Below are 26,760 nucleotides of genomic sequence, written 5' to 3'. Positions count from 1 at the left end.
CTTATGAAGAGCGAAGAAATTAAAACCGTGGCGGTGATCGGTGCCGGCGCTATGGGGCAACAAATCGCCATGAATGCTGCGCTAAATTGCCGGGGATGCCAGTATCGGGTATATTTGTGCGACTCTTTTCTCAACGCCGTCGAGAAGGCCAAGAAGTGGGCGGGGGAGTATCTGGCCGGCCGGGTCTTAAAAGGAAGAATTTCGCAGGAAAGGGCCAATGAGGTGGCAGAAAATCTAATCATTACCAGTGATATCGATCAAGCCGTTAAGCAGGCCGATTTGATTATGGAAGCGATCATTGAAAAGCTTGATACCAAACGTGAGGTGCTGAGGTATATCAGCCAGTTGTGCAAGGCGGATGCCATTATCGGTACAAACAGTTCCAATATTGTCAGCTCAAAGCTGGCAGATGTTGTTCAGAACCCAAAGAGACTGATGAATATTCACTTCTTTAACCCGGCGCTGGTAATGCAGCTGGTGGAGCTGGTCAAGGGGCCCCATACTGCCGAAGAGACAGTGGAATCCGCAAAGGCGTTCGTAGTTTCTATCGGAAAAACGCCTATTATAATCCGCAAAGAGATCCCAGGCTTTGTAGTGAACCGGATCAATGCAGCAGTGGCAAATGAAGCGTGTTCCATGCTGGAACACGGCGTTGCCTCGGTGGAGGATATCGACATTGCCTGTGAAAAGGGCCTCAATTATCCCATGGGGCCGTTCCGGCTGATGGATTTGACTGGTATTGATGTAAACTATTTGGTTCGTTGCGATCGTTATTCAGACAGCGGAGATGAGCGCGACAAACCAAACCCTCTTGTGGAAGAAAAATACAAGAAAGGCGAGTTTGGCCGCAAAACAGGAAAGGGGTGGTATGATTACACGAAATAATATAGACTGTAACATGGTGCGATATGTTGCTCTATGCTATTTGTGAGGTTAAATTAAATCTAAGGAGGTGAGAAAATGGGACATAACTTCAAAATGAAACAGTGGGTGCGAGATCTGATCTATGGTATTGTTCTTGTGGTATTTGCAGTTGGAAATATTATCTACGCCAACACATTGCCTCCTGGGAGCATTAAAATCAAAGCGGCTCAGGCCGGTACGTATTTGGCCATTGTGATGATCATGCTGGGCATTCTGGGAATCTGCCTGATTGTCCGCTCCCTCAGTCAAAAGTCTCAAAAGGAATGTACTCCTCTGTTCAACCGAGCCACTGTGGTTACTATTTTGGCAATGGTACTCTATCTCTTCCTTTTGGACAAGCTTGGCTTCCTGTTGTCGAGTGTACTATTTGTGTTCGCACTGATCACATATTACAGCTTTGAGCAAAGCCAAGGGAAATTCTTCAGCAAAGGCATTTTCAAAAAGCTTGCGGCCTATTTCCTGTGTGCGATTATTACCACCGGAGTTTGCTACTATCTGTTCGGTACTGTCCTGACTGTTGTTCTTCCCCAGTTCTCTCTGTTTTAATGGGCGTTGAGGCACTATTAAATTAATTTTATAAAGAAGGAGAACATACCATGAAGAAGGTTTTTGCTTTTGCTCTGGCAATGGCCATGACGCTGGGTCTGGCATCCTGCGGCTCCGAGAATTCTCCTGCCGCTTCCGGCGGATCCGCTGCATCTGGCGGGGCCGATGTATCTAGTTCCGCTGCTTCTTCTGAGCCGTTGGACTTTCCTACCAAGACCATAGAGGTTGTGGTTCCGTACAGCGCAGGCGGTGGCCTGGACGCCGTGACCCGCTTCGCGGCCGAAGCCCTTGATCTGCCTCAGTCTGTGACCATAACCAATATGGTTGGTGGCAGTAGCTTAGTGGCTGTTATGGACGTTGCCGGCGGAGATCAGAGCGGTCACCGCATTGTGGCTCACCACCCTGAGTCTATGTCCGCTTACTATCTGGGCGGCGTTTTTGACCAGGACTATGGTAGCGAATTCAACTGGGTTTGCAGCTACGCTTACGATTCTATGTGTATTGCGGTAGGTAAGGACTCTAAAATTAATAACTGGGAAGAACTGGTCGCCGATGCAAAGTCTCGTCCTGGAGAGCAGACCTGGGGCGGTTCTGGTAACCTGTCCACCAACCACATGGCGGCTGCCATTGCTATGAAGCGCGGTGACTTCCTGGCCAACTACGTCCCTTACAGCGGTGCAGCGGATGCCCGTATTGCCTGCATTGGCGGCAATTTGGACGTGTTTATCGGTCAGACCTCTGAGATGGTTGCGTATGCGGAGTCTGGCGACCTGAAGATCATTTGTACCTGGACAGAGGAGCGTACTGAGTGGATGCCTGACGTCCCCACGTTTACTGAGTGTGTGAACAGCACTGATGGTACTGTCTATGGCCTGCACCGTGGTGTCATGGCCCCCAAAGGAGTGCCTGAGAATGTACGTCAGTTCCTGGAGGACGCTTATAAGGCCGCCTGCACAGATCCCCAGTGGGAGGCTGACGTCTCCGCGAACCTGCACTATGAGCCCACTTTCTGCACCGGTACCGAGTGTCTGGAAATCTCTCAGGAGGCCTATGCGATCGCGGAAGAGGCGGTGGAGTTTATCAACAACAACCTGAGCTGAGTGTGCGCCGCTCTTGCTGGGAAAAGATTTAATAGTCTGTTCCTGGTAGTGAGCCCGCACCGAATGAGGAGAACAGAGAATGGAATATATCGTTTCTGGCATCAACGGCCTGCTGGGTGAGCCGGTTATTTTCATATATCTTATATTTGGAATTTTTATGGGTATGGTTATGGGGGCGATTCCTGGGCTGACTGCAAGCCTTGCGGTTACCCTGATGCTACCGTTTACCTACTCCATGACACATACGGCAGGCATCTCCCTTCTAATTGCCCTGTATGTGGGCGGAATCTCCGGCGGTCTGATCTCCGCCATTTTGCTCAACATCCCTGGCACTCCCTCTTCCTTGGTCACTTGCTTTGACGGCTCGCCAATGGCGAGGAAGGGCCAGGCGGGAGTCGCGCTGTCGCTGGGGGTGTTTGCCTCTTTTATTGGCGGCATTATCAGCGCAGTCGCACTGATCTTTATTTCTCCCCTTATGGCAAAAGTGGCACTGCTTTTTGGCACTTGGGAATACGCGGCAATGGGAATCTTTGGTCTCTGCATCGTAGTAAGCCTTACGGGCAACGATGTGGTCAAGGGACTGATTGCTGCCGTAATTGGTGTTGTGCTGAAAATGGTGGGCATTGACACCCTGTCCAACGTCCCCAGATTTACCTTTGGCCAATGGCAGCTAAGCGCCGGCCTGTCTATGCTGGCCTGCCTTATGGGCTTATTTGCGATGGCTGAAATTCTGGATCAGGTTCGGAATCTCCACCAGGTGTCTACGGTAGGCGAATGCGGGAAAGTCCCTGCTTTTCCAGGCAAGAAAGTGCTAAAAGGAACTCTGGGCACATTCCTTTCCTCTGCATTTATTGGCATCGGCATTGGAATCCTGCCTGGCATTGGCCAATCCACTTCTTCCCTGCTTGCCTATACGTATAATAAAAATATCTCCAAGACCCCGGAAAAGTTTGGTACCGGCCATCCTGCTGGCCTGATCGCCTCTGAGACTGCCAACAACGCTACCTGCGGGGGAGCCCTGATTCCTATGCTCTGTCTGGGTGTTCCCGGCGATACGGTTACTGCTATTCTGATGGGTGGACTGATTGTACATGGCATTACTCCGGGCCCCCTTCTATTTACTCGGAATGTTGACCTAGTTGGCGTAGTCTTCATTGGCTATCTGCTGTGCAACATCATCATGTATGTGATGGAGTGGGGCCTAATGAAGGGATTTATCCATCTGTTGCGCATCCCCATGAATTACCTCTACCCTATCATTCTCCTGATGTGCGCGATTGGTACCTATTCCACAAATAACAGAATCTTCGACTGCTGGGTATTCCTCGCAATTGGCATTCTTGGCTATGTCTTGCGTAAGAATCAGATTCCTCTGGCACCGATCGTTCTTGGCTATGTGCTGGGCAATATTGTGGAGACGAATCTACGCACCGCTATCGTCTCTACTCAGGGTGACATTATGCCTTGGTTCTCCCGCCCCATCTCTGTTGCGTTCCTTCTGGCTGGTATCATCATGATCTGCCTGCCTATCATCCGTACCAGTCTCAAGCGCAAAAAGGAAGAAAAGGCTGCTCAGTAAAGTAACATAAAGCGGCTATATTATCCATGATTCATCAATCTTTTTACAGGGGCGGGGAATATCCCTGCCCCTGTATTGCTAACATCCGCCTATGGAATTGTTTAGGAGAATGATTGACTTGATAGAGACCTTTTTCTATGCGTTCCATGCGATTGCGCCCATTGTTGTTCTTCTGTTGCTTGGATATTATATCGGGCAAAAGAATTGCTTTGATCGGCATACGCTCAAACAACTTAGTACATTCTCTTTCCGATTCACTATGTGTGCGCTGATGTTTCGGAATGTCTATGAGCTGCCGTCCATCCATTCCCTTGAACCGAATGTTACAATTTTAGTCATTACAAGCCTGATTTTTATTACGCTGGCCGGCTTTATCCTTGCCTTTAGCATCACCAAACAGCGGAACCGGTATGGGGTTATTATTCAGGCAAGTTTTCGAAGTAATTATGCCGTACTCGGTATGGTATTGGCAGAAAACCTATGTGGTGTCACGGGAGTTTCAGCGGCAGTGGGACTCCAGGCCAGCGGTATTTTTTATTACAATATCGCCGCGGTATTCTGCTTAACCATGTTTTCAGATCAAATTGAAACACAGATTAATATGCGGAAAATCGTGCGTCAACTGGTTACCAATCCTATGCTGATCGGTATTTTTGCAGGATTTTGTTGCCTGATTACCCGAGAGTTTATCCCGAGAGATACCTCTGGTGAACTTGTATTTTCTCTCTCTCGAGATTTGGATTTTATCTACTCTTGTATTGAAAATTTGGCAAATATGACAACACCCCTCGTTCTGCTTACGTTAGGCGCGCAGTGGGACTTCTCACACATGGGCGGAATGTGCAAAGAACTGGTGGCTTGTGTCCTAATGCGCCTGGCCGGAGCTCCTGCAATCGGATTTTTGACTGCGTTTGTGTTGCAATATCTCGGAGTCATCACACTGACTCCTGCCTTTGCCGGCGCACTGCTTGGTTTATGGGGAACGCCAATGGCGGTAGCTGGTGCGATCATGGCAGAAGAGATGGGCTGTGACGGAGAACTGGCACGACAATGTGCTGTATGGACGTCAGTTCTGAGTATGGTCTCACTGTTTCTCTGGATCCTGATCCTACGGGGCGCTGAACTACTGTAAGTTCTTAGCCCATAAGATTGGAAAACCATATTACTACATTATTTTTTATCATCAGAAGAAGGGAAAATACAATGGAATTTAAACATATTCTCTATGAGACGAAAGACCATGTGGCCTACATTACTCTGAACCACCCGGCAAAGAGAAACCCACTGAATGTAGAGACACAGATTGAACTGCACAATGCATTTGATCTTTGTGACTACGATAATAACGTGCGAGTCGTGATACTTCGTGGAGCTGGAGGAAACTTCTGCGGAGGCGGAGATCTAAATGTCATGAAGGCCCGCATCGATGCCAATATACGCGGTACAAGGCAGGCCTGCCGTGCGGGGGCTGAGACCAACCTGCGCCTACGTCATGTAAAAAAGCCGGTTATTGCTTGTATTGAGGGTGCCATTGCCGGCGCCGGTATCGCACTAGCTTTAGCATGTGATTTTCAGATCATCAGTGAAACATCTAAATGCCTGTTTGCCTTTGTTAATATTGGGTTTGTGCCGGACTGCGGTTCGACTTATTTTGTAACTAGAGCCATCGGCACCACCCGGGCCAGTGACCTGTTTCTCAGTGGTCGGTGCTTCTCGGGTAAAGAAGCCGCTGAATGGGGCCTCTTTACCGAAGCTGTACCAGCAGAACAGCTGGAGGCCCGTACCCGGGAGTACATTCAGAAATATGCAAATGGGCCTACTGTGGCATATGCCAATATTAAGGAGATAATTAACCGAGCTCAGTTCTCAGGCTATGCCGACACCATCCTTGCCGAAGTGGATTGCCAGGGCAGGTGCGAAACAACAGAAGATTATAAGCGGGCAGTTAATGCGTTTCTATCTAAACAGAAGCCGGACTTTGTAGGGGCATAAAAATTTTGAAAGAAGATTGGTTTGCGGCAGAGAGGAGCCTATAAAATTTGTTTTGATCTATACGTTCTGCGTTAAAGATAGCATGTGTGGCAATGCAACTGCCTTCGAGCCACAATTAAAGTGTAATTCCAAATGTCCGCTACTTATCAGCCGTACAAATTTTTTAAGGCCAGCAACTGTGTTGCTGGCCTTGTTTTTTATTATTCTGTTGGTACAGGCAAGTTTTAGACAGATATAGAGCACTGAAGCGAAAGAATTTAAGGCGGCTAATTTTTTGGGGGGGGAGATTAGGACAAATTAGCTACCTTTGGTGGGATGGAATCGATATTAAATTGCCTGAGGGATTCGCTGGGGAAAACGCTGATTTTTTCTTAAATGCGATGGAAAAATGATTTGCGTTGTGACATCCGACGATTTCTGGGATTATACTGATGGGCAACAAGTAGAGGGCAGAACGTGTTGCGATTCTCCAATCCTACGGTTAATTGAGAAATTTATGGGGGAAATACCAAGACTGTCTTTAATAATATGGCTGAGATAATCAAGATTAGTAAAAAATTTTTTAATATACATTGTATCGAGACGTTGGTTACAAGTAATTTTTCCAAAGGTGACGTAAGACTGACGTAGTACATACCAGCCAAAAGGCTACTTCTCCTTCCACTTGGCCACCCTCCATTCGCCTTTGGGGGCGGTAATCACAGCCAACTGGTCCAGTCCAGTTTGTCTGCCCCCTCTCTGCAGAAGGTGCATTGCTCCGCCTCGTTCCATTGAGCTGATCTAGTGCCCCCGGCCCAGCCATATTTTTATCCACCTTTCCGGGGACGGCTACACCAATGGAAGCGAAAAAGGGGCATCGCCTCAACTCAGGTTCCCTTTTCGCCCATTTTCTGGTAGCCAATCCGATTTTTTTTCTTTCCTGGTCCAGCCTCGGATAAAACAGGACGGTTGCTTTCTATCAATCGCTCCTTAACTTTGTGTCATTACCTTACTATCACTTTGCTCTATACGTATATGATCTCCTTATCTATAACTTCCATTATACTGGCTCGGATATTGTTCATCTTACCGATCCATGTCATTTAATCGGTGGCTTTCAGTGTTTCGGTGGCCTCCTGTGCCTCGGCCATCTGTTGGATAATAGTCTCCATCAGTTCTTGAGCTTGCTGGTCAATGCTGGCGAGATAGACATTCAGGTTCCCGCTCAGTAGCAAAGCATTATATAATGCGGGACGGTACTCTTTGGGATACCGCTTGTGCCGTTGGCCCCACACGCTGACAGACTGTTTTTCTTCAATAGGTGCAGTCACGCATGGGAGATAATAATCGCCGGTCAGTTCATACCACAAGCCGTTATCTTCTCGTTAAAAATATACTTATCCATATTGAAATCCTCCGCTGTCATATATTCACACATACATCACAGTTTTCCGATTGCCACACTTTCTATACCCCATTGTTGGATTGTCCTGCCCTTGTTTTGCCCCTATAGGCAGTCAGGGCAAGAGTAAACTTGTGTGATAATCGAATAAGGGGACAAGGAGAACACACCGCAAAAAATCCTTTATTTTCAAGACCTTCAGCGAATCGCATTAAATACCTAATAGCAAGCAATAATTGCTCATAATATTGTGGTATTCAAATTCTAGTTTTATCATTGCAGATATCTTTACAGGAGCATTACTCGTGAATTAGCAACGCTTGTAAAAGAATTTCATTCAACAGCAGTCTACCCTATCATACAAAGAAATGATACTAAATATGGAATGTTTCAAGATTCGGCGATTTATCCTTGGGTAAAAGAAATCAAAAGATATAGCTCGGAAACTATTGATGAAATAGTGAGAGTGATTGTGGAAATCTCATAGCAGTAGAGGGGACGGGGTATTGCCCCGCGTCCCTCTTCCATATAGCCTATCCTTCTTACCTAAAAATCAATTCGGCATTAACTGTTTCTGCTGCTCGATTACGGATATTGTTCATGCGCCCTACCCATTCCATCTGATATTCCGCTTTGAGTTGCTCCGTCACACCCTCAGTGTCCGCAAGCTGTTTTACTAACTGAGAAAACATTTCCTCAGCCTGTCGGTCAATGTCTGCAAGGTGGGCGTCCAGCGTCCCGTTGAGAAGCAGGGCGGTGTAGAGTGACTGCCGGTGTTCCCGCAGGTACCGCCTACGCCGCCGGCCCCAGATGCCAACAGGCACGCTCTCCAGTGTGGTAAGATTGGGAAGAAGGTAATCTCCCTCCTGGCGGTAGGTCTCGCCCATCTTCTCAAATATGGACTTTTCCATGATATTTTCCTCCGAATAGATTGAATTTCCCTGCAACTCAATTACTTCCGGCTGGCTCTACAAATGGCTTTGGGAGGAACTTCTTTACGAAGTTTCTACTAATTCCACTAAGGGTGCGGCTTTATTTTTGTGGAAGGCTCTTGGGAGTAATATATTAAAACAGAGCTGCGGTGGCCAAGAGTCTATGGAAGAAGAAAAAAGTTTTACCGAACAGTCTTCTCAAAGAAAATGGTATTTGATATAATTGCTTATAAGAATATATATAATAAATATGAGGGGGAGGGAAATATGGAAGCTCTAATTTTGGTGCTTTTCCTGTTGATTATGATCCTATTAGGGTTAGAAGCGTATCAGGTCAAACGGGACAGAGCCTTGCTGCAGCATGTAGTGTATGTAAATGGAATCCGGGGAAAATCTACGGTGACCCGAATGATCGCTGCGGGATTAAAGTCTGGGGGCTGGTCAGTCTTCTGCAAGACAACTGGGACAGTCCCTCGGCTGATTGGAACGGACGGAGTAGAACGGCCACTGCGCCGCCGCGGGAAGGCAAATATACGGGAGCAGGCCCGGGTGATGCGTATGGCGGTCAGGGAGCATGCCCAGGTCCTTGTAATAGAGTGTATGGCTGTGGATCCATTTCTCCAGGAAATCTCACAGAGGAAAATCGTACGCTCTGATATTGGGGTGATCACGAATGTACGGCTGGACCATACAGAGGAGATGGGGCTGACCTTGGAAGAGATATGTGATTCCCTATCCCGCACCATTCCGGAGAATGGGATCCTTTATACAGCGGATACTCAATTTTGGGGCCAGATGGTGCGGAATGCAGAAAAAGTAGGGGCCAGGGTGGAAGTGTCCCGCCCGGCAGATGATCTTCCAAATTTCGACTTTCCGGAGAATGTGGCGCTTGCCCTGGCTGTGTGCGGAGAGCTGGGAGTGGACCGTGAAGCTGCATTGGCGGGGATTTTAAGCTATCGGCCGGACCCATATGCCCTTTCGGCGTTCCGGCTTCCCCAAGGGGCTCTATTTATCAACGCCATGTCAGTCAACGATCCTAAATCCACATGCATGAATTATCGAAGGATGGCAGAGAGACTGAAACTGGATGGACATAAGCTGATTCTCCTCATTAATAACCGTGCAGACCGGGGGTACCGTGCTATCCATATGGCGATGGTTGCGCATGAGCTTCAGCCGGAAGAAGTGTGGATCACTGGAGGGGCCCGAGGCGCGGTATGCCGGGAGATAAAGAAAAGACTGCCCGGCAGGCCGGTGTACAGTTTACGCAGTGAAAAGGAGGTGCCCCTGGATAGAACAGGATCGGATACTGTGATCTTTGCAGCTGGAAATTTGGCAGGACCAGGAAGGTCACTCATAGAACGTGTGGTGGGGGAGGGGAAGAGAATTGTACCATGAAATTGTTTTGATCGGGGTGGCCGTCAGTCTTTTGTTTACGGAACTGACAGGTTTTTCTCCAGCTGGGCTGATCGTACCGGGATATATTGTCCTCTGCCTGCAGACGCCGGTCAGAATTGTCTATACGCTGGTGATCGCACTCTTGGCATGGGGAGGCGGCAAACTGTTGGGAAATTTCATGATTTTATATGGCCGACGGCGTTTTGCTGTGATGATTTTATTGGCGTTTACCATTGATTTGATCATTGCCTCCTCTGAGATACTGCCTTATGATCCAGGAATCATTGGCGTGCTGGTGCCGGGCATCATAGCAAACGAGTTGGAACGGCAGGGAGCGGTAAAATCTCTGATGTCTCTGGCAGTGGTAGTAGGTATTCTGGCATTGATCATGATGGGAATGGGAATGCAGGTGTTCCGGGTATGAACGGGAAACAGAGAGAAAAAAAGATTGTGCGCCTGCTGATGCTGTGTGCTCTGATCCTTTTCGGAGCAGTCTGGTGGGCGTCCCACGGAGTCCAGCGCGCTGAGACCTCATATGTGATGGAACAGCGGCAGGCAGCTGAGCTGCTGACCAGATGCTTTTCCGCAGTAAGGGGATATAAAGAGGAGCTCCATATCCCTATGAGCCAGGAAGATTATCATCAGACCGGTATGATCGGTCCCTACTATACAGGGATTACCACGACCCTTGGTGCCATAGAAGCTAAGAGAACGACTGCATGGCCGGATATGGGGGCGCTGTGCGTCAGATTGCTCTATGAGGCAGGGGTTCGGCCGGGGGACCGGGTGGCCGCAGGGTTTTCGGGTTCTTTCCCTGCAATGAATCTGGCAGTGATGGCAGCATGCCAGTCTATGAAAGTGGAAGTCATCCCCATCTCGTCAGTAGGAGCGTCTACTTATGGTGCCACTGATCCAGAGCTTACCTTTCCAGAGATGCTGCACCGGCTTGTGCAGGACGGCGTGCTTACAACAGACAGTGCCGCAGTTACGCTGGGAGGCGACAATGATACAGGAGATGGGATGTTGCCCGAGCAGAAGATGGAAATCTTGGAGCGGCTGGAGCAGGCGGGACTTGTGATCTTTCAAGAACCGAAGTTTCTGAATAATTTGGAACAGAGACAGGAGATCTATGAGCGCCAGGGCCCCATCCAATGCTTTGTATCTGTGGGAGGAAATGTGACCTCCATGGGTGTGGGAGAACGCGGGATCGCTTTGGGGCAGGGAGTTCTGGACCCAAGAAGCGCTATGCCGGTGACAGATCAAAGCGGTCTGGTGGAACGATACCTGGGAAGGGGGATCCCGGTCGTTCACCTGCTGAATATCAAGCAGTTGACCGCAGAATATGGCCTGCCATATGACCCGGTTCAATGGCCGGATCCGGGAAGCAGTGCAGTGTATTATAGGATACAATATCCGTTGCTTCCGATTGTACTGGGACTCCTAGCTGCGGCAGGGATCCTGTGCCTGTGCCGACATGTACGGATACAGCGAAGCAATATGTGGCACAGAGAGCTGCCACCTACATCTTGAGGATACAGGGGAGAACTGTAAGATAAGAAGCGGAATCTACGAGGAGGGGGCCTGTCCTCAGGACAAGCCCCCTCCTCGTAGATATTTCGCGCATCTTCTCAATATTCTACTTTCCACATATAGTGCCGGTCATCCATGGAGTGCTTGCAGAGCTTGGACATCTGCTCTACAAAGAAACGCTCCAGCGGGATCATTACCACAGAATTGAAAAATTCGGCAATTCTGGGATCAATATGTTCCTCAATCCCAGTATCCTTAGCATCTATAACGATAAAGCGCTTTGCATAGGTTTTGAGGAATTTAAGTACACGTTCATCCAAAAAGCGTGAACGCCCGGTTGCCATCAGAAGGATCATCGGCTGAGTCTCGCTGGTCATTTCAAAGGGACCGTGGAAATATTCTCCGCTGTGAATCATAATGGCATTTCGCCAATGCATTTCCATAAAATGACAGTTTGCCATAGAATAGGCGGTCCCGTACAGCGGGCCGGCCCCCAGGACTTGAAAGAGAGGATCGTTTTGATATTCAACAGCAAAAGATTGTGCGGCAGGGAGCATGGATCGTTTGCTTTCTGCAACGATTGCGTCGATCTGGTCAAAGGCTGCCATAGCCTCATGGTACAGCGGATATCCTTCAAATTGATGCAGAATTTCAAACCCAAGCCGCAGTGCCATCGACTGGTTGGATTGGGAATAAATCTGTTCATCCCCATTGGAGTACACTACCACATATTCTCCGGCTTTTGCCATTCCGGTTTCAGGGGAGCCCGTCATAGCGATGGTAACAGCTCCGAACTGCCGTGCGCGCTCCACTGCATGCACGGTTTCTGCTGTGGCCTTCAAGGAGCAGCAGATTACGATGCACCTCTCATCCAGAGATTTCGGGGTTACATAATTGAACTCATTGCTGTTATAAATTGAGACCGCTATTTCATTGGCCTCACGCTCCAGAAGATACTTGCCAGGATAGATGGCAGCCTGTGAGCCTCCGCAGGCAACAAAGATGACGGCTTTCAACCCGCCCCTTGTGTCCAAGCGTCCCTTAATTTCTGTAATCATCTCTCTGATTTCCATTGCTGTTTCTCCTTTCAAATTGATAATATAAACTTATAATATATTCTAGAACAAGCATATAGATTTTAAAAGAAAAAGTCAAGAAATATTCTGCCTAAATCTTGACTTTTTTTGAAAGGAAAACTAATATAAATATATATACTGATTTAAGGGAGATGACTCAGATGAGGATCATTGGGATCGGAGATAATGTTTGTGACAAATATCGTACGATTTCCACTATGTTCCCAGGGGGACAGGCACTGAATGTTGCAGTTTATTGCAGACTTCAGGGGTGCTTTAGTGCATATATGGGGGTATTTGGGACAGACAGAGTAGGAAACCATATAAAAGAGACCCTGACGGCAGTTGGGGTGGAATTCAGCCGCTGCCGGACTTATGAGGGGGAAAATGGCTATGCAGTTGTTGATCTGATAGACGGTGACAGAAGTTTTGTCAGCAGCAATAAAGGTGGGGTGCTTCGGGAGCACCCTCTGCGCCTGACAGCGTCCGACCTGTCTTATATTGACAGTTTTGAAGTGGTCCATACCAGCAATAACAGCTATTTTGATGACCAGCTTCCCCTGTTGAAGCCGCTTGTACCGCTGGTTTCCTATGATTTTTCCCGCTCCTGGGAGGATATTGAACGCAGACAGCATATATGCCCTTGGCTGGACATAGGTTTTCTGTCCTGTTCGGATTCTGATGAGGACAGCGTACGCACCCTGCTGGAACAGATATACGAGGAGGGGTGCGGGATCGCCGTGGCAACCATGGGGAGCCGAGGAGCCATGGCATGGGACGGAAGAGAGATGGCGTATCACACCCCAAAGCTTGTACAGGCGGTGGATACGTTAGGTGCCGGAGATTCTTTTGCAGCTGGTTTTCTCATGCGATATCTAGAGTTGAAAACCAGCGGGGCTTGTTCCAAACCATATCTGAGGCAGTGCATGGAAGCGGGAGCCGAGCTTTCCGCCCAAACATGTATGGTGCATGGAGCGTTTGGATTTGGGGTACCAATTGAATAAAAAAGCTTATGTTTATTTAAAGAAACTAACAAATACGTTTATATGCATATATAGTTTTTTATATCTTTAAATGTTAAAAAAATATAAAAAATATTAAATTTTTGAATATAGTCGGTGAAAAATCTTTTATTATTGCGGAATAAACAAAAAATATTCGTCAAAAGCTAAATTTTTTATTTTTTATGTGAGATTAAAAAGATAAAATAGACATCTAGAATTTTGCATGTTAAAGTTGATTTAAGAAAGGAAATGACCTTTCCTACCTGTGTGCACACATATAAAGATGCGAGAGGACTATCACACCAGAACGCTAATGGCCAATAGAAATGACAGAGAAATGTAAGGAGGTACAAAAATGAAACAAAGACGCCAACTCGCAGCCCTTACCCTCTCAGCCGCTATGCTGATCAGCATGACAGCTTGTGGACAAGGAACTCAGCCTTCAACCAGCAGTGTCCCGTCTTCCTCCTCTCAGCCCAGCGCCTCTCAGTCAAGCAGCGCATCAGTGCCCTCCTCCCCAGAAGGGGAATCCGATTATCCGCTGAATAATCAGGGCGGGATTGCCGCAGCAGAGGGAAGCGATATCGGAACGGCGGCAACGACCTTAAGCACACGGGATGCTTCTGGATACAACGGTGCCGTCACCTCTGGAAAGCAGGAGGCTTCTGAGGTTGGTATTGAGGTCCTGAAGGCGGGAGGAAACGCGATCGATGCCTGCGTGGCCACCGCACTGGCCATTGGATTTTTTGAGCCGAACGCCAGCGGACTTGGCGGCGGCGGATTTATGAATATCTACCTGGCCGATGAGCAGAAGAACGTGGCCATCAGCAGTCAGTTCCCTGCACCTGAGGATATCCCGCTGGACTATTTTGAGTACCTGCTCAATGAGGACGGCACCCGCAACCAGGAGCTTTGGAGTGAGTTCAATTCCTCCGGTAAGGCGGTATCCATTATGAAAGCCCTGTCCACTTATCAGGTGGCGTTGGACAATTGGGGGACCATGACACTCTCTGAGATCATTCCCTATGTTACTCAGGCGGCCGAGCAGGGGATTCGAGTGACAGAGAATCTGCACAACCTGATCGACAGTTCCTATGAAAAACTGTACATGCATGAGGCGTCCCGAGAGCTCTGGCTGAAGGACGGGCTGACTGTTCCCGAAGTGGGAGATGTCATTTACAACCCCGATCTGATCGATACTCTAAATCTGATCGCAGAAAATGGAATCGAATATTTTTATGAAGGACCCATTGCACAGGAGATCGTGGACATCATCCAGGCCGACGGCGGTGTGATGAACATGAATGATCTGAAGACTGCAATGACTGATGTTCTGGTCATTGATGATCCAGTTGAGGTGACCTATCGGGGCTATAAGCTTTACAGTATGCCGCTGCCCAGCTCTGGCGGAGTGATCGTGGGTGAAATCCTCAATATTCTTGAGAACTTTGATCTGGCTTCTATGGGGCACAATACTCCTGAAAGCATCCATGTGATCTCGGAAGCCATGATGCGCGCGTATGCCGACCGGGGTGCATATTTGGGCGACCCCAGCTTTGGCGATATCCCCATTACCGGCTTGAGCTCTAAAGATTATGCCTACTCTCTTTATGAGCAGATTACAGATGAGGCCACAACTGAGCTGGAGGCCGGAGACCCGATGCCTTATGAGAGTGCCTCCACTACGCACATGTCTGTCATTGATAAAGATGGCAACATGGCATGCATGACCCAGTCTATTAGTTCCCACTTTGGCTGTGGCATTACGGTTCCCGGACGAGGCTTCCTGCTGAGCAATGGCCTGACCAGCTTCGATTTGGAGCAGGGTAAGCCCAACTCTGTGGCGCCAGGCAAGCTCTCTCTATCCAGCATGACACCAACTATTTTGGTCAGCCCTGAAGGAGAGCCGGTTCTGATTTCTGGATCTCCTGGAGGTGAGCGCATTATCGCCTGCATGGCCCAGACAATCATCAATATTGTGGATTTTGGAATGAATGCCCAGGATTCCGCCGATGCACCCCGAGTCTTTGCTGGAGCGGATTGCGTCATCCAGGTGGAGGGACGGATGCCTCAGGATGTGATCGATGAACTGGAGGCTATGGGGCATACCGTAAAGGTTGGTTCAGACTGGGACGCCAATATGGGTAGCTCCAACACTATTACTTATAATCCTGATACTGGTGAGCTTCATGTGGCCGGGGACCCGAGACGGGATTCGCAGGGCGTCGCATATTGATCTTTACCAGATGTACGGATTCCTGTGCATGGAACCGGCCAGGGCCTTCTGGCCTTGGCCGGTTTTTGCAATTTCAATGTCAAGACATTTCTGAAAGGAGAATTTAATTATGAAAAAGGTGCTGTCTTTTGTGCTGGCGGGGGCGATGGTGCTTTCCTTAGCCGCATGCGGAGATCCTGGAAGTACCTCCGGTCAGGCCCCGGGTTCCGCAGGGAGCTCTACCCAGGTCACAGAGGTGACAGGGCTGACAGAACCTATTGCGGAGACCCCTGCCCTGATCACCTCTGCAGGGCAGAGTGCTGACGCATCTATGCTCAGTGCGATTTTAGAGAAGGCCGGGTTCTCCTGTGATATTGAGACAAGCATTGGGGCAGACAGCTTTGATACCTCTGCCTATAAGACCCTGATCATTGGTGTGGGCGGCAGTCAGAAGGGGCTTGGAGCCGCTGGAGTGGATGCCGACGTGGAGCAGGAGCGCGTGGATGCGGTGGTAGCTAAGGCTGAGGAGGCGGATATGACCATCATTGTCGCCCATATCGGCGGGAGTGCCCGCCGCGGTGAACTGAGTGACGGCTTCATCTCTGCGGTTTCCCCTAAAGCTGATTATCTGCTGGTCGTTGCTGGCGGAGATGATGATGGACTTTTTACCCAGATTGCATCAGAAAATGGAATCCCCATGGATACCGTTGAAACATTGGCGGATGTGGGTACTGTGCTCCCAAAGGCATTCAAATAATTGTGAGGTGGCTGCATCAGCCCCTTCTGTTGAACAAGAAGGAGTTGTCATATGTCTGAACTGCTGATTTTCCTGCTGATGATCGTCATCTTTGCGGGAAGTTGTTTCTTCCTGAAGCTGCCTGTGGGAATTGCATTATTGCTTTCCTCGGTGGGCGGGGCCCTGGCTGGCGGCTTTGGAGTTCCGGTGAAGTTTATGGTGGAAGGTACCATGTCCTTCCTAGATACCATTCTGGTCATTGCCTGTGCAATGATTTTTATGAAATGCATTCAGTATTCTGGTGCCCTTGATATGCTGAATCGATTCTTCCTTCGCAGATTCCACAACCATAAGGTCATCCTGCTCCTGCTCCTTATGCTGATTATCATGTTCCCAGGTATGATCACCGGATCCTCCACCGCAGCGGTAATCAGCGCAGGTGCGATTGTCTGCCCGATCCTCATCGCGATGGGGATTCCTGCAGAAAAAGCAGCGGCTATTATTGCGCTTGGTGGTATGTATGGTGCCACAGCTCCTCCGGTCAATATTGCAGTTATGACCATTGGTGGAGGTGTAGACATCCCCTATGTGGGGTTTGGAATTCCACTGCTGCTTCTCTCTGTCCCACTGGCAATTTTTTCGGTGCTGGTCCTTGGGCTAAAGGACTGTAAAAATATGGACTATGAGCAGGTCAAAATTCAACTGCAGATCAGAGACGATGAAAAGATGTCTTTTGTCATGCTATTGCCCGTCTTTGTTCTGCTGGCGCTGATCCTCCTTCCCTCTATGCTGCCGAATATCGTCCCATCTCTGAGCATGACTATTGTTTTTATGATCAGTGCACTGCTCTGTATCCTGACCGGGAAAAAATTTTCGGTTTGGGCAGCGATTAAAGAGGGGGTGAACAGCTCACTGCCTGTCATGGGAATCTTGATGGGGGTTGGGATGTTTATTGAGATTATGACTATGACCGGAGTTAAGGGCTGGCTGGTCGTTAACTGCCTCGCTCTTCCCGATGCCTTGATTTTTGTGGCCATTGCGGTTACGATTCCGCTGTTTGGAGCCATCTCTTCTCTGGGGGCAGCGTCTGTGTTTGGTGTCCCGTTCCTGCTGGCCCTCATGAGCCGGGATACGATTGTGGTTGCTGCTGCACTGGCCTCTATTGCCAGTGTGGGTGAGCTGATGCCGCCTACCGCCCTTGCTGGCATTTTTGCGTCCAAGGTCGCGGGACTGGAGCAATACACCGGTGTTCTGAAGAAGTGCCTTCCCTCTGCGCTGCTGATCATTGCCTGGAGCCTACTGTTTATCATTTTTGCCAACCCAATCGCGTCCCTTCTCCCCTGAGAACCGCAAGGAGGTGTCATTGTGACGATCGTAACTATCGTATCCTGGCTGATCATGGTGTTTGTAGGAGTTGTAACCGTATTTTGCATTTTTGAAGAGAAAGACATCAAAAAGCAGATGAATGCGGCGCTGGTCCTGCTCCCAATTGTCCTGCGTGCTCTGATGATCAAATAGGAGGAGTGCCATGAAGAAAAATTATATTTCTGCACTTGCAGTCCTGGCATGTGTAGCTGTTTTCTGTACTATTTCTGGTAACAGCTTTCACCAGATGCGGATCGCTACAGAAGAGATTATTCCCGGAGAGGGCGTGACAGAGGTCCGAATGCTCAGCGATTACTTCCCTGATTTAGCTGGTACTGCCGGGGATACTCAGATTTATGTGCTTCAGGGGGAGCAAGAGGGAGGCAGCTGCCTGATCCTCGGCGGTACACACGCAAATGAGCTGGGTGGTCATATGGGAGCGGTCCTGTTTGTAGAAAATGCAAAAGTAGAGGCAGGAACGCTGTATGTCATTCCCCGAACCAACAACAGTGCCTTTACGCACAACGACCCCCAGGAAGGGCATCCCAGCACTGTACATATCACCACCGATGAAGGAAACGTCCGTGAGTTCATCCATGGATCCCGGGCAACGAATCCGGTGGATCAGTGGCCGGACCCGGATGTCTATGTCAACTATATGGGTCAGTCCTTGTCAGGAAGTGAGAACCGCAACATTAACCGTACTTACCCGGGGAAGGCGGATGGGACGCTAACTGAGATGATGAGCTATGGTATTGTCCAGCTGATCAATACGGAGAACATTGATGTTACTGTGGACCTCCATGAGGCCAGCCCTGAATATCCTGTCATTAATGCTTTGATTGCCCATGAACGGGCCATGAATCTGGCATCGAATGTGGTCGTGGACATGCAGATGGAGGGAGTGCAGATATCCCTGGAGCCTTCCCCGACAGATCTGCGCGGCTTGACCCACCGTGAGCTTGGCGATCACACGGATACGCTGGCGCTTTTAATGGAAGCCCCCAATCCCGCCCAGGGCCGCCTGCGTGACCGCACCGATGAGGCGCTCGTCCTGACAGGCAAGTCGGAGACTTATGTGAAGGCCGGTGAGATTGGGCAGCTCTATGTGCCCTATGACGAAAATGGATGGCCCATTGAGGTGCGCTGTGCCCGCCATGTGTTTGGAATAGAGCGTATCCTGGCCAATTACAGCGAAATGTATGAGGAGCCGATCATTGTCACCGGGATGCCCAGCTATGATGAGCTTGTGAAAAATGGAATGGGTCCCTACCTCAATGAGCCTACCACGTGATCAAGGCAGGATCGACAGAAATGAAAAAAGAAATAAAGTGGTCGATTGCGGCAGTACTCCTTCTGTGCATGGGAGTAGTTGTGTACTTTTTGTTTTTGAGGCCTGCTCCGGTGTCACATACGACCTTTTTCCTGGCTGAGGGGCTTGCAAGTCAAACAGAGTGTCACATCATGGACTCTGGGAAGGAGGGGCCGACAATTTTCCTGCTGGCCGGCACGCACGGGAATGAACCCGCCGGATTCAAGGGTGCGGAGCAGCTGCTGGAACGGCTTGAACCAAAGACGGGACGCATCATTCTTGTACCGCATGCCAATCAGCAGGCCATTGAGTTGAACCAAAGGACCGCATCGGATGGCGTGGATATGAATCGTTCCTATCCTGGCGCAGAGGATGGAAATCCCATTCAGGTCTTGTCTGCACAGATTATGGAGCTGATCCAAAAATATCAGCCAGTCTGCGTGGTTGATATGCATGAGGGAGTCAATTTCTACGGCGTAAACGGCAGCATCGGAAATTCTATCGTGGTGGGACAGACACAGAGCGGATTTATCAATGCTCTGGATATACTGGAGATGGTAAACAGCCAGAATGGCGATTATCCTGATTTTGCTCTGGAAGGAAACGCACCTGTTGGAAGTCTGAACTGTACGGCATCCAGGGAGCTGGGGATTGATGCGTTTACAATAGAAACCAGCCAAAAGCTGCCCATGGAAGTGCGGGTCAGCCAACAGGTTTTGATTGTTACAAATATCCTGCAGCAATATGGGATGGAGTTCAAACTGCGCCCGGAGTCCGGGGGATAACAAAGAGCACAGGCGTACAGAGCCAATTCTGTACGCCTGTGCCTTGTTGCTGTGCATGCTTGTTTAAAGAGGATTTTCCGCCGCAAGAGTGAAAAACTTTGCATTTTGCATTGGTTTTTGCTATTCTAAAAAAGAGCCCCTGTTGGGAAGTGTTGTGATTGTGAGGCCAGTATGGGGATAAAACGATTGTCTATTACTTGGAATGCGGTGAGAGTCTTCCAGGCGTTGGGACTGATGGCAGTTGGATTACTGACCCCTCTGATTTTTACAGAGCGGAATTTCCGGATCTATGATTTGCTCTATCAGGCGATGAATGAGCTGGATTCCGGTTTTCTGGCATTAGGGGCCATTCACCTGATTGCCCTGAATACCCTTCGTTCTGGTCCTGACTACTTGGCCATAACGCTTTTGATGGATGGGATTAGCATTCAGTGGAATGGACGGGAGATCCCCTTTGTTAAGATTCCATTCTGCTGCCTGTTCCAAATTTCACTTTACCAGGTCGTATATATGGTCTATTCCTTAAGACTGGACATCGGCATGCCAGCTATCTTAGTGTTTATCTGCATTGAATTGCTGACTCGGTTTTCTTTCCGCCTGCATTACAAGCTGATCATCATCACCCTGTTTCTCATTACCGTGCAGGGGCTGGATGTTTTGCCGGTCATGACAAAATTGGGATTTGGAAATGGTGAGATCTCCACTGATATCAAGGCCATAGCGCCCATTTTGGACGCTGAATTGCTTCTGACTTATTTTGTGCTGTTGCTTCTGTGCTTTTTTGCCACCGCTACTGTTTTAATGGGGCTTCTGGATCTGGAACAGCAGCATTTGATTCAGGCCCACCGAAAGGCAGAACAGGATGAGCTGCAGCTCTACCAGGCTAGAATGAAAAATATTGAAATGAGGTCGTTTCGGGAGATACAGAATTTGGTCCATGACCTCAAGACCCCGCTTACCACCATTCAGGGGCTGGCTGGACTTTCGGAGGAGCTGGTAGAGGATCCAAAACTGGCCAAATATCAGAGGAGGATTGTGAATGCGTGTGACCGGATGGGGCAGATGGTTTCTGAAATTCTCTATGAGGACCGAATGTCCCTGGTCCCGACAGAGCGGCTTCTGCGCCTGACGCTCTCCTGCATGGCGTCAAACCCCTTGGTTTCTCGAATTTCTGTCCACAATGAGTGTCCTGAGGTTCGGGTATATGTGAATTCCATCCGTATGGCTCGAGCATTGGTAAATCTGCTGGAAAACGCATGTAAAGCGATTGACCCGGAGAAAGGGGAGATCCAGCTGATTGTATCCTGCTGCAGTGGGACAACCCATTGGGAAGTAGTGGACAACGGTATTGGCATAAACCCAGAGATCCTTCAGCGTATGTGGACGCATGGCTATTCTGAAAGCGGCTCCACAGGACTGGGGCTCAGCTTTGTGCAGCAGGTGGTTGACCTTCATCACGGAACAATAGAGGTAAAGAGCAGTCCCGGAGAATATACAAGGATCACGATCACCCTGCCTCAAAATAAAGGAGAGCACAATGGGAAAGAACATTTTATCAATTGATGATGACGAAGACATCCTCTATACAATTCAGGAGATCATTCTTCATCAAGGATGGACGCCCCTGCTGGCAAGAAACTTCAGAGAGGCCGAGCACATTCTGACGCAGTATGGAAATGGAAGGCTGGATCTGATCCTTGTGGACTATCACCTGCCTCAGCCGGACGGAATCCAGATTGTCCGCCGTATGAGAGAAATGGGGATCAATGTGCCGATTGTTGTGCTTACCATTGAAGAGCAGACAGCAGTCATGGAGCGTTTTCTAGAAGCTGGCGCAGATGACTATGCAGTCAAACCCATTAAACCTGTGGATTTTGTCTCCCGCATCAATACCCATCTGCGCTACCACGAGAAAGAGCAGTTTTACTCTGAGGCGGATAAGGGCATCAACCAATCTACATTGGAGATCATTGTATCCTGCCTTTCCTGTTCGGAAGATTATTTGGACGTAGGAGTCATTCAACGGCAGACAAATCTCAATCCCAAAACGATACATCGATATTTGCGATATTTGATTCGTGAGCAGATGGTTGAGGTCAAAAATACCTATGGAAAACGGGGGAGACCCAGAGCATTTTACCGATGGGCAGGCCGGAAAAGATAGATATCACAAAATCAATTGGAAACGTTCACCATTGATAACCTGCATGCATACATATACAGGCTGGCCGGCGTTGCCGAATGCCACACTGCGGACCAGGAGCAAAGGTGCATTTTTCCGCAATTTCAGCCAACGAGCCTCCTCGGTGGTAGCCCGGCAGATCTCAACGATTTTTTTTGAACCGTCTATGACCAAGTCTTTTTTCTCGCGCAGGACCTGGAAAAGCGACCCGTCCAGATTCTCTTGCAGCAGGAAAGCATAGTCCAGTGGAAAATAGCTGGTCTCAATTACCATAGGCTCGTCATTTACATATCTAAGCCGGACAATTTTTACAGTCTGGGAATTCTCATCCAGGCCAAGACTCTCCAGAATACTGGACTTTGGAGCAACGATTTCCTTCTGCAACAGCCTGGCGCCTGGTTTAAGCCCGCGTGCAAGACAGGATTCAGAGAAGCCTTGAATATGTGTATAATCCCGGCCATATTTAGGAGAAGTCACAAAGGTGCCCTTCCCCTGTTTCTTTTCAATAAGTCCCTGAGCTGCCAATTCATCCATCGCTTTTCGTGCGGTGATGACGCTGACCTGGTAATATTTCGCCATTTCGACTTCGGGGAGCAGTCTATCTCCGGGCTTCAATATTCCGGAGGTAATTTCTTTTTGCAGCTTTTCCATCAACTGCCTGTATAGTGGAACGACAGCATTGGCCTCCAAAATCGGTTTGCTCATGGATAATTACCTCCTATATACTCGGTAATCATATTATAACGACTGTTTTGGATTCTGACAACTGATTTCCAGTGTGATAGGATTAAATATTTTCTTGAAAGTATAGCTTTTTACAAATAGAAGAGTTTCTTCATTTTTGCAAGGCATCAGAAATAGCGAGCGGAGTGGTGGGTGAGGGGGTGTAAAGAGATTTTTTTAGTACGTATTGTTATATCTCGTTGGTCCCTTCACAGCACTCTTAAACTAGCATAGGAAAATATGATTAGGCAAAATCCGAGAAAGACGGCAAGGAAAGGCATCTAGAGCAGTTATAATATACGGAAAAGTATGCTGAAAATTTAATTGCTTTTCCCAAAATGTAATTTTAGGATTTAATGTATATGGGCTCTCGTTGATGGTAAGGGAGGGACGGACGCTTGACACCGGGGGCGTGACATGCCATAATGAAAAGACCTTGAGGAAGAAGGAGAGCGTAAGGAGGAAAGCACCATGGCAAATATGGTAAAGCGGATCGGCATCCTGACCAGCGGAGGAGACGCCCCCGGCATGAATGCGGCGGTGCGGGCGGTGGTCCGCACCGCGCTTGGCAAGGGCATTGAGTGCGTGGGCATCCGCCGGGGCTGGAACGGGCTCATCAACAGCGACTTTTTTCCAATGGACAGTGACAGCGTCAGCCACATCCTGGACCGGGGCGGAACGATTCTGTTCACCGCCCGCAGTGAGGAGTTTATAAACGAAGGAGGCCGGAAGAAGGCGGTGGCCACCTGTAAGCTGCTGGGTCTGGATGGCATCGTGGCCATCGGCGGCGACGGCACCTTCCGGGGCGCGCTGGAGCTGTCCCGGATGGGCATCCCGGTGGTAGGGATCCCGGCCACCATCGACAACGACATCGGCTGCTCCAACTACACCATCGGCTTTGACACTGCCTGCAACACTGCCATCGAGTGCATCGACAAGCTGCGGGACACCATGCAGTCTCACGAGCGCTGCTCGGTGGTGGAGGTGATGGGCCGCCATGCGGGCTATCTGGCCCTCTATGTGGGCATTGCGGTGGGTGCTACCGCCGTACTGATCCCCGAGCGGGATGTGGACTTTGAGAAGGACGTGGTGGAGCGTATCCGGGAGTCCCGTCTGGCAGGCAACACCCACTTTATGATCGTGGTGGCCGAGGGTGCGGGCAGTGCCGTAGAGATCGGCAAGCGCATCCAGGAGACGGTGGGCATCGATCCCCGGGTCACCGTGCTGGGACACATCCAGCGGGGCGGTTCTCCTACGGCGCGGGACCGGGAGACGGCCAGCCGGATGGGCTATGCTGCGGTCAAGGCCTTGGCAGAAGGCCGGATGAACTGCATCGTGGGCACCAACGAGGGACATCTGGTGGAGATCCCCATTGAGAAGGCGCTGAACATGACCAAGCACCTCCAGATGGAGCGCTACGAAGTGCTGGAAGCCATGCACAATCAGGTCCCGCTGAAGTGCGGGCCGATCCAGTGACAAGAGGAGAAAGCAGGCGGCAGATCTTTGATCTGCCGCCTGCTTTTGCATGAGATCAGGGAAAACGGAAAAAATAATTCACAGTCTCATGGTGTGTCCCTGGGGGAAGTCTCTCTTTACGGTTTCTGTCCCTGCGGGATGGGAACACACCGTAGGGGTGAGGTAAAAATAATGCCATGGACGGGTTGACAATCCAAACTGTAAATATTATAATTACAGTACAAGACAAAAACTGACACGACTACAAAGGAGGAAACGATCATGTTGGAGCTGAACTTAAACAATTTTCAGGCTGAGGCGCTGGAGGCTGACCAGCCGGTGCTGGTGGATTTTTGGGCCCCCTGGTGCGGCTACTGCCGCCGGCTGGGCCCCGCAGTGGAGCAGCTGGAGCAGGAACTGGCGGGGCGGGTGACAGTGGCCAAGCTGAACGTGGACGACGCTCAGGTGCTGGCGCAGAAATATGAAGTGGAGACCATCCCCACCCTGATCCTGTTCCGGGGAGGGCAGGCCAGCGAGCAGCTCATCAACCCGGCCTCCAAAGCGGCGATCCTGGAGTGGCTGAAGGGGCAGGGCGCGATAGAGGGCTGAGGAGCCCTGCCTGCACAGAAATGAGAGGAGGGTCACAAGGTGGAACAGAGGCTCTATGATGTAGCGATTATCGGCGGAGGGCCGGGGGGATATACCGCTGGGCTGTACTGCGCCCGCAGTGGATTTTCAGTGGTGGTGCTGGAGAAGCTGTCCCCCGGGGGACAGATGGCAACCACCGGACAGGTGGACAACTACCCAGGGTTCGAAGGGGGAGTGGATGGCTTCGAGCTGGGGGAGAAGATGCAGCGGGGTGCGGAGCGCTTCGGGGTGGAGACCCGCTTCGCCGAGGTGACCGGTGTGGAGCTGGCTGCGGTTCCCAAGGTCATCCAGACCAGTGAGGGGGAGGTGCGGGCCAGGGCTGTGGTGCTGGCCACCGGGGCCTCTCCACGGGAGATGGGACTGCCCGGGGAGCGGGAGCTGCGGGGCCGGGGGGTGGCGTACTGCGCCACCTGCGACGGCATGATGTACCGAAATAAAACAGTGGCGGTACTGGGTGGAGGGAACAGCGCTGTGGCGGACGCACTCTACCTGTCCAAGCTGTGCAGAGAGGTCTATCTGATTCATCGCCGGGATACCCTGCGGGCCTCGAAGGTGTACATGGACGCGTTGAAGGACAGCGGTATCCAGATCCTGTGGAACAGCCGGGCAGTGGGGCTCCTGCGGGATAAGCGGGTGAGCGGCCTGGTACTGGAGGATGTGAGGACCGGGGCACGGCGGGAGCTGGCCTGTGAGGGCATCTTTGTGGCCATTGGCCGGGTCCCGGATACAGAGCTCTTCCGGGGGCAGGTGGAACTGGACGAGCAGGGGTATATCAAGGCTGACGAGACGACCCGCACCGGGCTGCCGGGGGTCTTCGCCGTGGGGGATGTGCGGACCAAGCCCCTGCGGCAGATCGTGACCGCCACGGCGGACGGGGCGACGGCCTCCCATTTTATCGAACAATACCTCATGGAAGAAAACAGATAAAAAGCAGGCAGGAGCCCCCACGGTTTTCCGTGGGGGCTCCTGCCCTTATCCTTTCCCAATAGGAGGGGGTGTCACATAGAGGACAGCAGCCCCTCCAGCTCCTCCTTTGAGAAGTGGTAGACCTTGTCGCAGAACTGACAGGACAGGTCGGCCTGTCCCTGCTCCGCGATGAGGGAGGAGAGCTCCTCACGTCCCATGCTGATCAGCGCTCGGGACACCCGCTCCCGGCTGCAGCTGCACCGGTACTCCACCGGGTGGGTCTCCAGGACCTCCAGCTGAAAGTCGGAGAGCACCTCTTCCAGCAGGCCCTGGGCGTCCAGCCCGCGGGAGAGGGCGTGGCTCACAGAGCCCACCCGGCGAACGCCGGCCTCGATCTTGTCGATCAGGCCCTCCTCTGCGCCGGGCAGCAGCTGGATCAGATAGCCGCCGGCGGCCAGGACGCTCTGGTCCCGGTCCACCAGAACTCCCAGGGCGCAGGCGGTGGGGATCTGCTCGCTTTCCACAAAGTACATGGCGATGTCGTCGGCGATCTCCCCGGAGAACAGGCCGATAGAGCCGATATAGGGTTCCTTCAGTCCCAGGTCCTTGATGACGGTGAGACTGCCGTCGGTGCCCACGGCGGCCCCCACATCCAGCTTACCGGGGACCTTCTCCATCAGCTCTACATGGGGATCCTGCACATAGCCCCGCACGTTCCCGCCGCAGTCGGAGACAGCCAGAATGGTGCCCAGGGGCCCGCCGCCCTTGATCTGGAGGGTGAGAGCGCCGTTGTCCTCTTTCAGCATATCCCCCATCATGGAGGCGGCCAGCAGGGTGCGGCCCAGGGCGGCGGTGGCCACGGGGAGCAGGGTGTGGATGGTGCGGGCACGCTCCACCAGGTCCCGGCCGGTGATGGCGACAGCTTTGACCGAGCCGTCGGCGGTGATGGCGCGGATGATATGGTCGGACAT

The 26,760-nt window shown here is 50.6% G+C and carries 26 protein-coding genes; 21 read left to right on the top strand and 5 right to left on the bottom strand.

Translation table 11 applies throughout. The features are described from left to right. The first annotated feature begins 3 nt into the window (after positions 1-3). The 6 genes from L9O85_RS11550 to L9O85_RS11525 all read left to right on the top strand — a co-directional run bounded on the left by L9O85_RS11550 (position 4) and on the right by L9O85_RS11525 (position 6,141). On the top strand, positions 4-885 hold the full coding sequence (locus L9O85_RS11550; protein ID WP_301578672.1) for a 3-hydroxyacyl-CoA dehydrogenase family protein: 882 nt from the start codon (positions 4-6) through the stop codon (positions 883-885). A 75-nt stretch (positions 886-960) separates the two neighbouring features. Continuing rightward, a complete protein-coding gene (locus L9O85_RS11545) occupies positions 961-1,470 on the top strand; it encodes a tripartite tricarboxylate transporter TctB family protein (protein WP_301578671.1) in 510 nt (169 codons plus the stop codon). Between the two features lie 50 nt (positions 1,471-1,520). After that, positions 1,521-2,570, top strand: coding sequence for a tripartite tricarboxylate transporter substrate binding protein (locus L9O85_RS11540; RefSeq protein WP_301578669.1), 1,050 nt, complete (start codon positions 1,521-1,523; stop codon positions 2,568-2,570). A gap of 79 nt (positions 2,571-2,649) precedes the next feature. Continuing rightward, positions 2,650-4,149, top strand: a complete 1,500-nt coding sequence (locus L9O85_RS11535) for a tripartite tricarboxylate transporter permease (RefSeq protein ID WP_301578668.1) — start codon at positions 2,650-2,652, stop codon at positions 4,147-4,149. A 118-nt stretch (positions 4,150-4,267) separates the two neighbouring features. Then, entirely contained in the window at positions 4,268-5,281 is a 1,014-nt protein-coding gene (locus L9O85_RS11530; protein WP_301578667.1) for an AEC family transporter, read from the top strand. A gap of 71 nt (positions 5,282-5,352) precedes the next feature. After that, the gene (locus L9O85_RS11525) at positions 5,353-6,141 is read left to right on the top strand and encodes an enoyl-CoA hydratase/isomerase family protein (RefSeq protein WP_301578665.1); all 789 of its coding nucleotides are present in this window, start codon (positions 5,353-5,355) and stop codon (positions 6,139-6,141) included. Positions 6,142-7,223: 1,082 nt separating this feature from the next. On the opposite strand, the gene L9O85_RS11520 is transcribed toward L9O85_RS11525, so the two are convergent. Continuing rightward, positions 7,224-7,490 carry a TnpV protein gene (locus L9O85_RS11520; RefSeq protein WP_430688772.1) on the bottom strand — a complete coding sequence of 89 codons (267 nt, stop codon included), beginning with the start codon at positions 7,488-7,490 and terminating at the stop codon, positions 7,224-7,226. Positions 7,491-8,064: 574 nt separating this feature from the next. Beyond that, positions 8,065-8,433 (bottom strand): TnpV protein, encoded by a 369-nt coding sequence (locus L9O85_RS11515; protein ID WP_301578664.1) that lies wholly within the window; start codon positions 8,431-8,433, stop codon positions 8,065-8,067. A gap of 288 nt (positions 8,434-8,721) precedes the next feature. Here L9O85_RS11515 and pgsB point away from each other — a divergent pair, with 288 nt between their 5' ends. From pgsB to pgsW, 3 genes are read left to right on the top strand one after another with little or no spacing between them, the layout of a single operon-like run. Beyond that, on the top strand, positions 8,722-9,852 hold the full coding sequence (pgsB, locus tag L9O85_RS11510; protein ID WP_301578663.1) for a poly-gamma-glutamate synthase PgsB: 1,131 nt from the start codon (positions 8,722-8,724) through the stop codon (positions 9,850-9,852). Next, positions 9,842-10,276 carry a poly-gamma-glutamate biosynthesis protein PgsC gene (gene pgsC / locus L9O85_RS11505; protein ID WP_050623646.1) on the top strand — a complete coding sequence of 145 codons (435 nt, stop codon included), beginning with the start codon at positions 9,842-9,844 and terminating at the stop codon, positions 10,274-10,276. Before pgsB ends, pgsC begins: the two co-directional genes overlap by 11 nt. Next, entirely contained in the window at positions 10,273-11,382 is a 1,110-nt protein-coding gene (gene pgsW, locus L9O85_RS11500; protein WP_301578661.1) for a poly-gamma-glutamate system protein, read from the top strand. The genes pgsC and pgsW overlap by 4 nt, the downstream gene beginning before the upstream one ends. Before the next feature lie 98 nt (positions 11,383-11,480). Here the strand turns inward: pgsW and L9O85_RS11495 are convergent, their stop codons facing one another. Next, positions 11,481-12,455 carry an SIS domain-containing protein gene (locus tag L9O85_RS11495; RefSeq protein WP_050623648.1) on the bottom strand — a complete coding sequence of 325 codons (975 nt, stop codon included), beginning with the start codon at positions 12,453-12,455 and terminating at the stop codon, positions 11,481-11,483. Positions 12,456-12,619: 164 nt separating this feature from the next. On the opposite strand from L9O85_RS11495, the gene L9O85_RS11490 reads away from it, so the two are divergent. The 9 genes from L9O85_RS11490 to L9O85_RS11450 all read left to right on the top strand — a co-directional run bounded on the left by L9O85_RS11490 (position 12,620) and on the right by L9O85_RS11450 (position 22,039). Beyond that, the gene (locus L9O85_RS11490; RefSeq protein ID WP_301578658.1) at positions 12,620-13,462 is read left to right on the top strand and encodes a PfkB family carbohydrate kinase; all 843 of its coding nucleotides are present in this window, start codon (positions 12,620-12,622) and stop codon (positions 13,460-13,462) included. 355 nt (positions 13,463-13,817) lie between these two features. Next, entirely contained in the window at positions 13,818-15,698 is a 1,881-nt protein-coding gene (ggt, locus tag L9O85_RS11485) for a gamma-glutamyltransferase (RefSeq protein WP_050623650.1), read from the top strand. 109 nt (positions 15,699-15,807) lie between these two features. After that, positions 15,808-16,434, top strand: a complete 627-nt coding sequence (locus L9O85_RS11480; protein ID WP_276853360.1) for a DUF6305 family protein — start codon at positions 15,808-15,810, stop codon at positions 16,432-16,434. Between the two features lie 51 nt (positions 16,435-16,485). After that, positions 16,486-17,757, top strand: a complete 1,272-nt coding sequence (locus tag L9O85_RS11475) for a TRAP transporter large permease subunit (RefSeq protein ID WP_050623652.1) — start codon at positions 16,486-16,488, stop codon at positions 17,755-17,757. Positions 17,758-17,778: 21 nt separating this feature from the next. Next, positions 17,779-17,931, top strand: a complete 153-nt coding sequence (locus L9O85_RS11470; protein WP_154669727.1) for a hypothetical protein — start codon at positions 17,779-17,781, stop codon at positions 17,929-17,931. A gap of 10 nt (positions 17,932-17,941) precedes the next feature. Beyond that, on the top strand, positions 17,942-19,072 hold the full coding sequence (locus L9O85_RS11465; RefSeq protein WP_301578653.1) for a succinylglutamate desuccinylase: 1,131 nt from the start codon (positions 17,942-17,944) through the stop codon (positions 19,070-19,072). After that, on the top strand, positions 19,069-19,875 hold the full coding sequence (locus L9O85_RS11460) for a succinylglutamate desuccinylase/aspartoacylase family protein (RefSeq protein ID WP_050623654.1): 807 nt from the start codon (positions 19,069-19,071) through the stop codon (positions 19,873-19,875). The genes L9O85_RS11465 and L9O85_RS11460 overlap by 4 nt, the downstream gene beginning before the upstream one ends. Before the next feature lie 171 nt (positions 19,876-20,046). Beyond that, positions 20,047-21,438: a HAMP domain-containing sensor histidine kinase gene (locus tag L9O85_RS11455; RefSeq protein WP_050623655.1), complete on the top strand. Its 1,392-nt coding sequence runs from the start codon at positions 20,047-20,049 to the stop codon at positions 21,436-21,438. Further along, complete coding sequence (locus L9O85_RS11450) at positions 21,413-22,039, top strand: response regulator transcription factor (protein ID WP_301578651.1); 627 nt, start codon at positions 21,413-21,415, stop codon at positions 22,037-22,039. The genes L9O85_RS11455 and L9O85_RS11450 overlap by 26 nt, the downstream gene beginning before the upstream one ends. Positions 22,040-22,042: 3 nt before the next feature. On the opposite strand, the gene L9O85_RS11445 is transcribed toward L9O85_RS11450, so the two are convergent. Beyond that, the gene (locus tag L9O85_RS11445; RefSeq protein WP_242850292.1) at positions 22,043-22,762 is read right to left on the bottom strand and encodes a GntR family transcriptional regulator; all 720 of its coding nucleotides are present in this window, start codon (positions 22,760-22,762) and stop codon (positions 22,043-22,045) included. Positions 22,763-23,251: 489 nt separating this feature from the next. Between L9O85_RS11445 and pfkA the strand changes: the two genes are divergently transcribed. From pfkA to trxB, 3 genes are all read left to right on the top strand, one after another. Beyond that, positions 23,252-24,256 (top strand): 6-phosphofructokinase, encoded by a 1,005-nt coding sequence (gene pfkA, locus L9O85_RS11440; RefSeq protein ID WP_050623657.1) that lies wholly within the window; start codon positions 23,252-23,254, stop codon positions 24,254-24,256. Positions 24,257-24,517: 261 nt separating this feature from the next. After that, positions 24,518-24,844 carry a thioredoxin gene (gene trxA / locus L9O85_RS11435; RefSeq protein WP_193955466.1) on the top strand — a complete coding sequence of 109 codons (327 nt, stop codon included), beginning with the start codon at positions 24,518-24,520 and terminating at the stop codon, positions 24,842-24,844. 39 nt (positions 24,845-24,883) lie between these two features. Next, the gene (gene trxB / locus L9O85_RS11430) at positions 24,884-25,810 is read left to right on the top strand and encodes a thioredoxin-disulfide reductase (protein ID WP_301578650.1); all 927 of its coding nucleotides are present in this window, start codon (positions 24,884-24,886) and stop codon (positions 25,808-25,810) included. A 71-nt stretch (positions 25,811-25,881) separates the two neighbouring features. On the opposite strand, the gene hslO is transcribed toward trxB, so the two are convergent. Next, entirely contained in the window at positions 25,882-26,760 is an 879-nt protein-coding gene (gene hslO, locus L9O85_RS11425) for an Hsp33 family molecular chaperone HslO (RefSeq protein ID WP_050623660.1), read from the bottom strand.

It is taken from the genome of Lawsonibacter asaccharolyticus (assembly GCF_022453915.1).
Classification (GTDB): domain Bacteria; phylum Bacillota; class Clostridia; order Oscillospirales; family Oscillospiraceae; genus Lawsonibacter; species Lawsonibacter asaccharolyticus.
The sequence above is the reverse complement of the archived record's forward strand: the minus strand, read 5'-3'. Positions and strand labels throughout refer to the sequence as shown.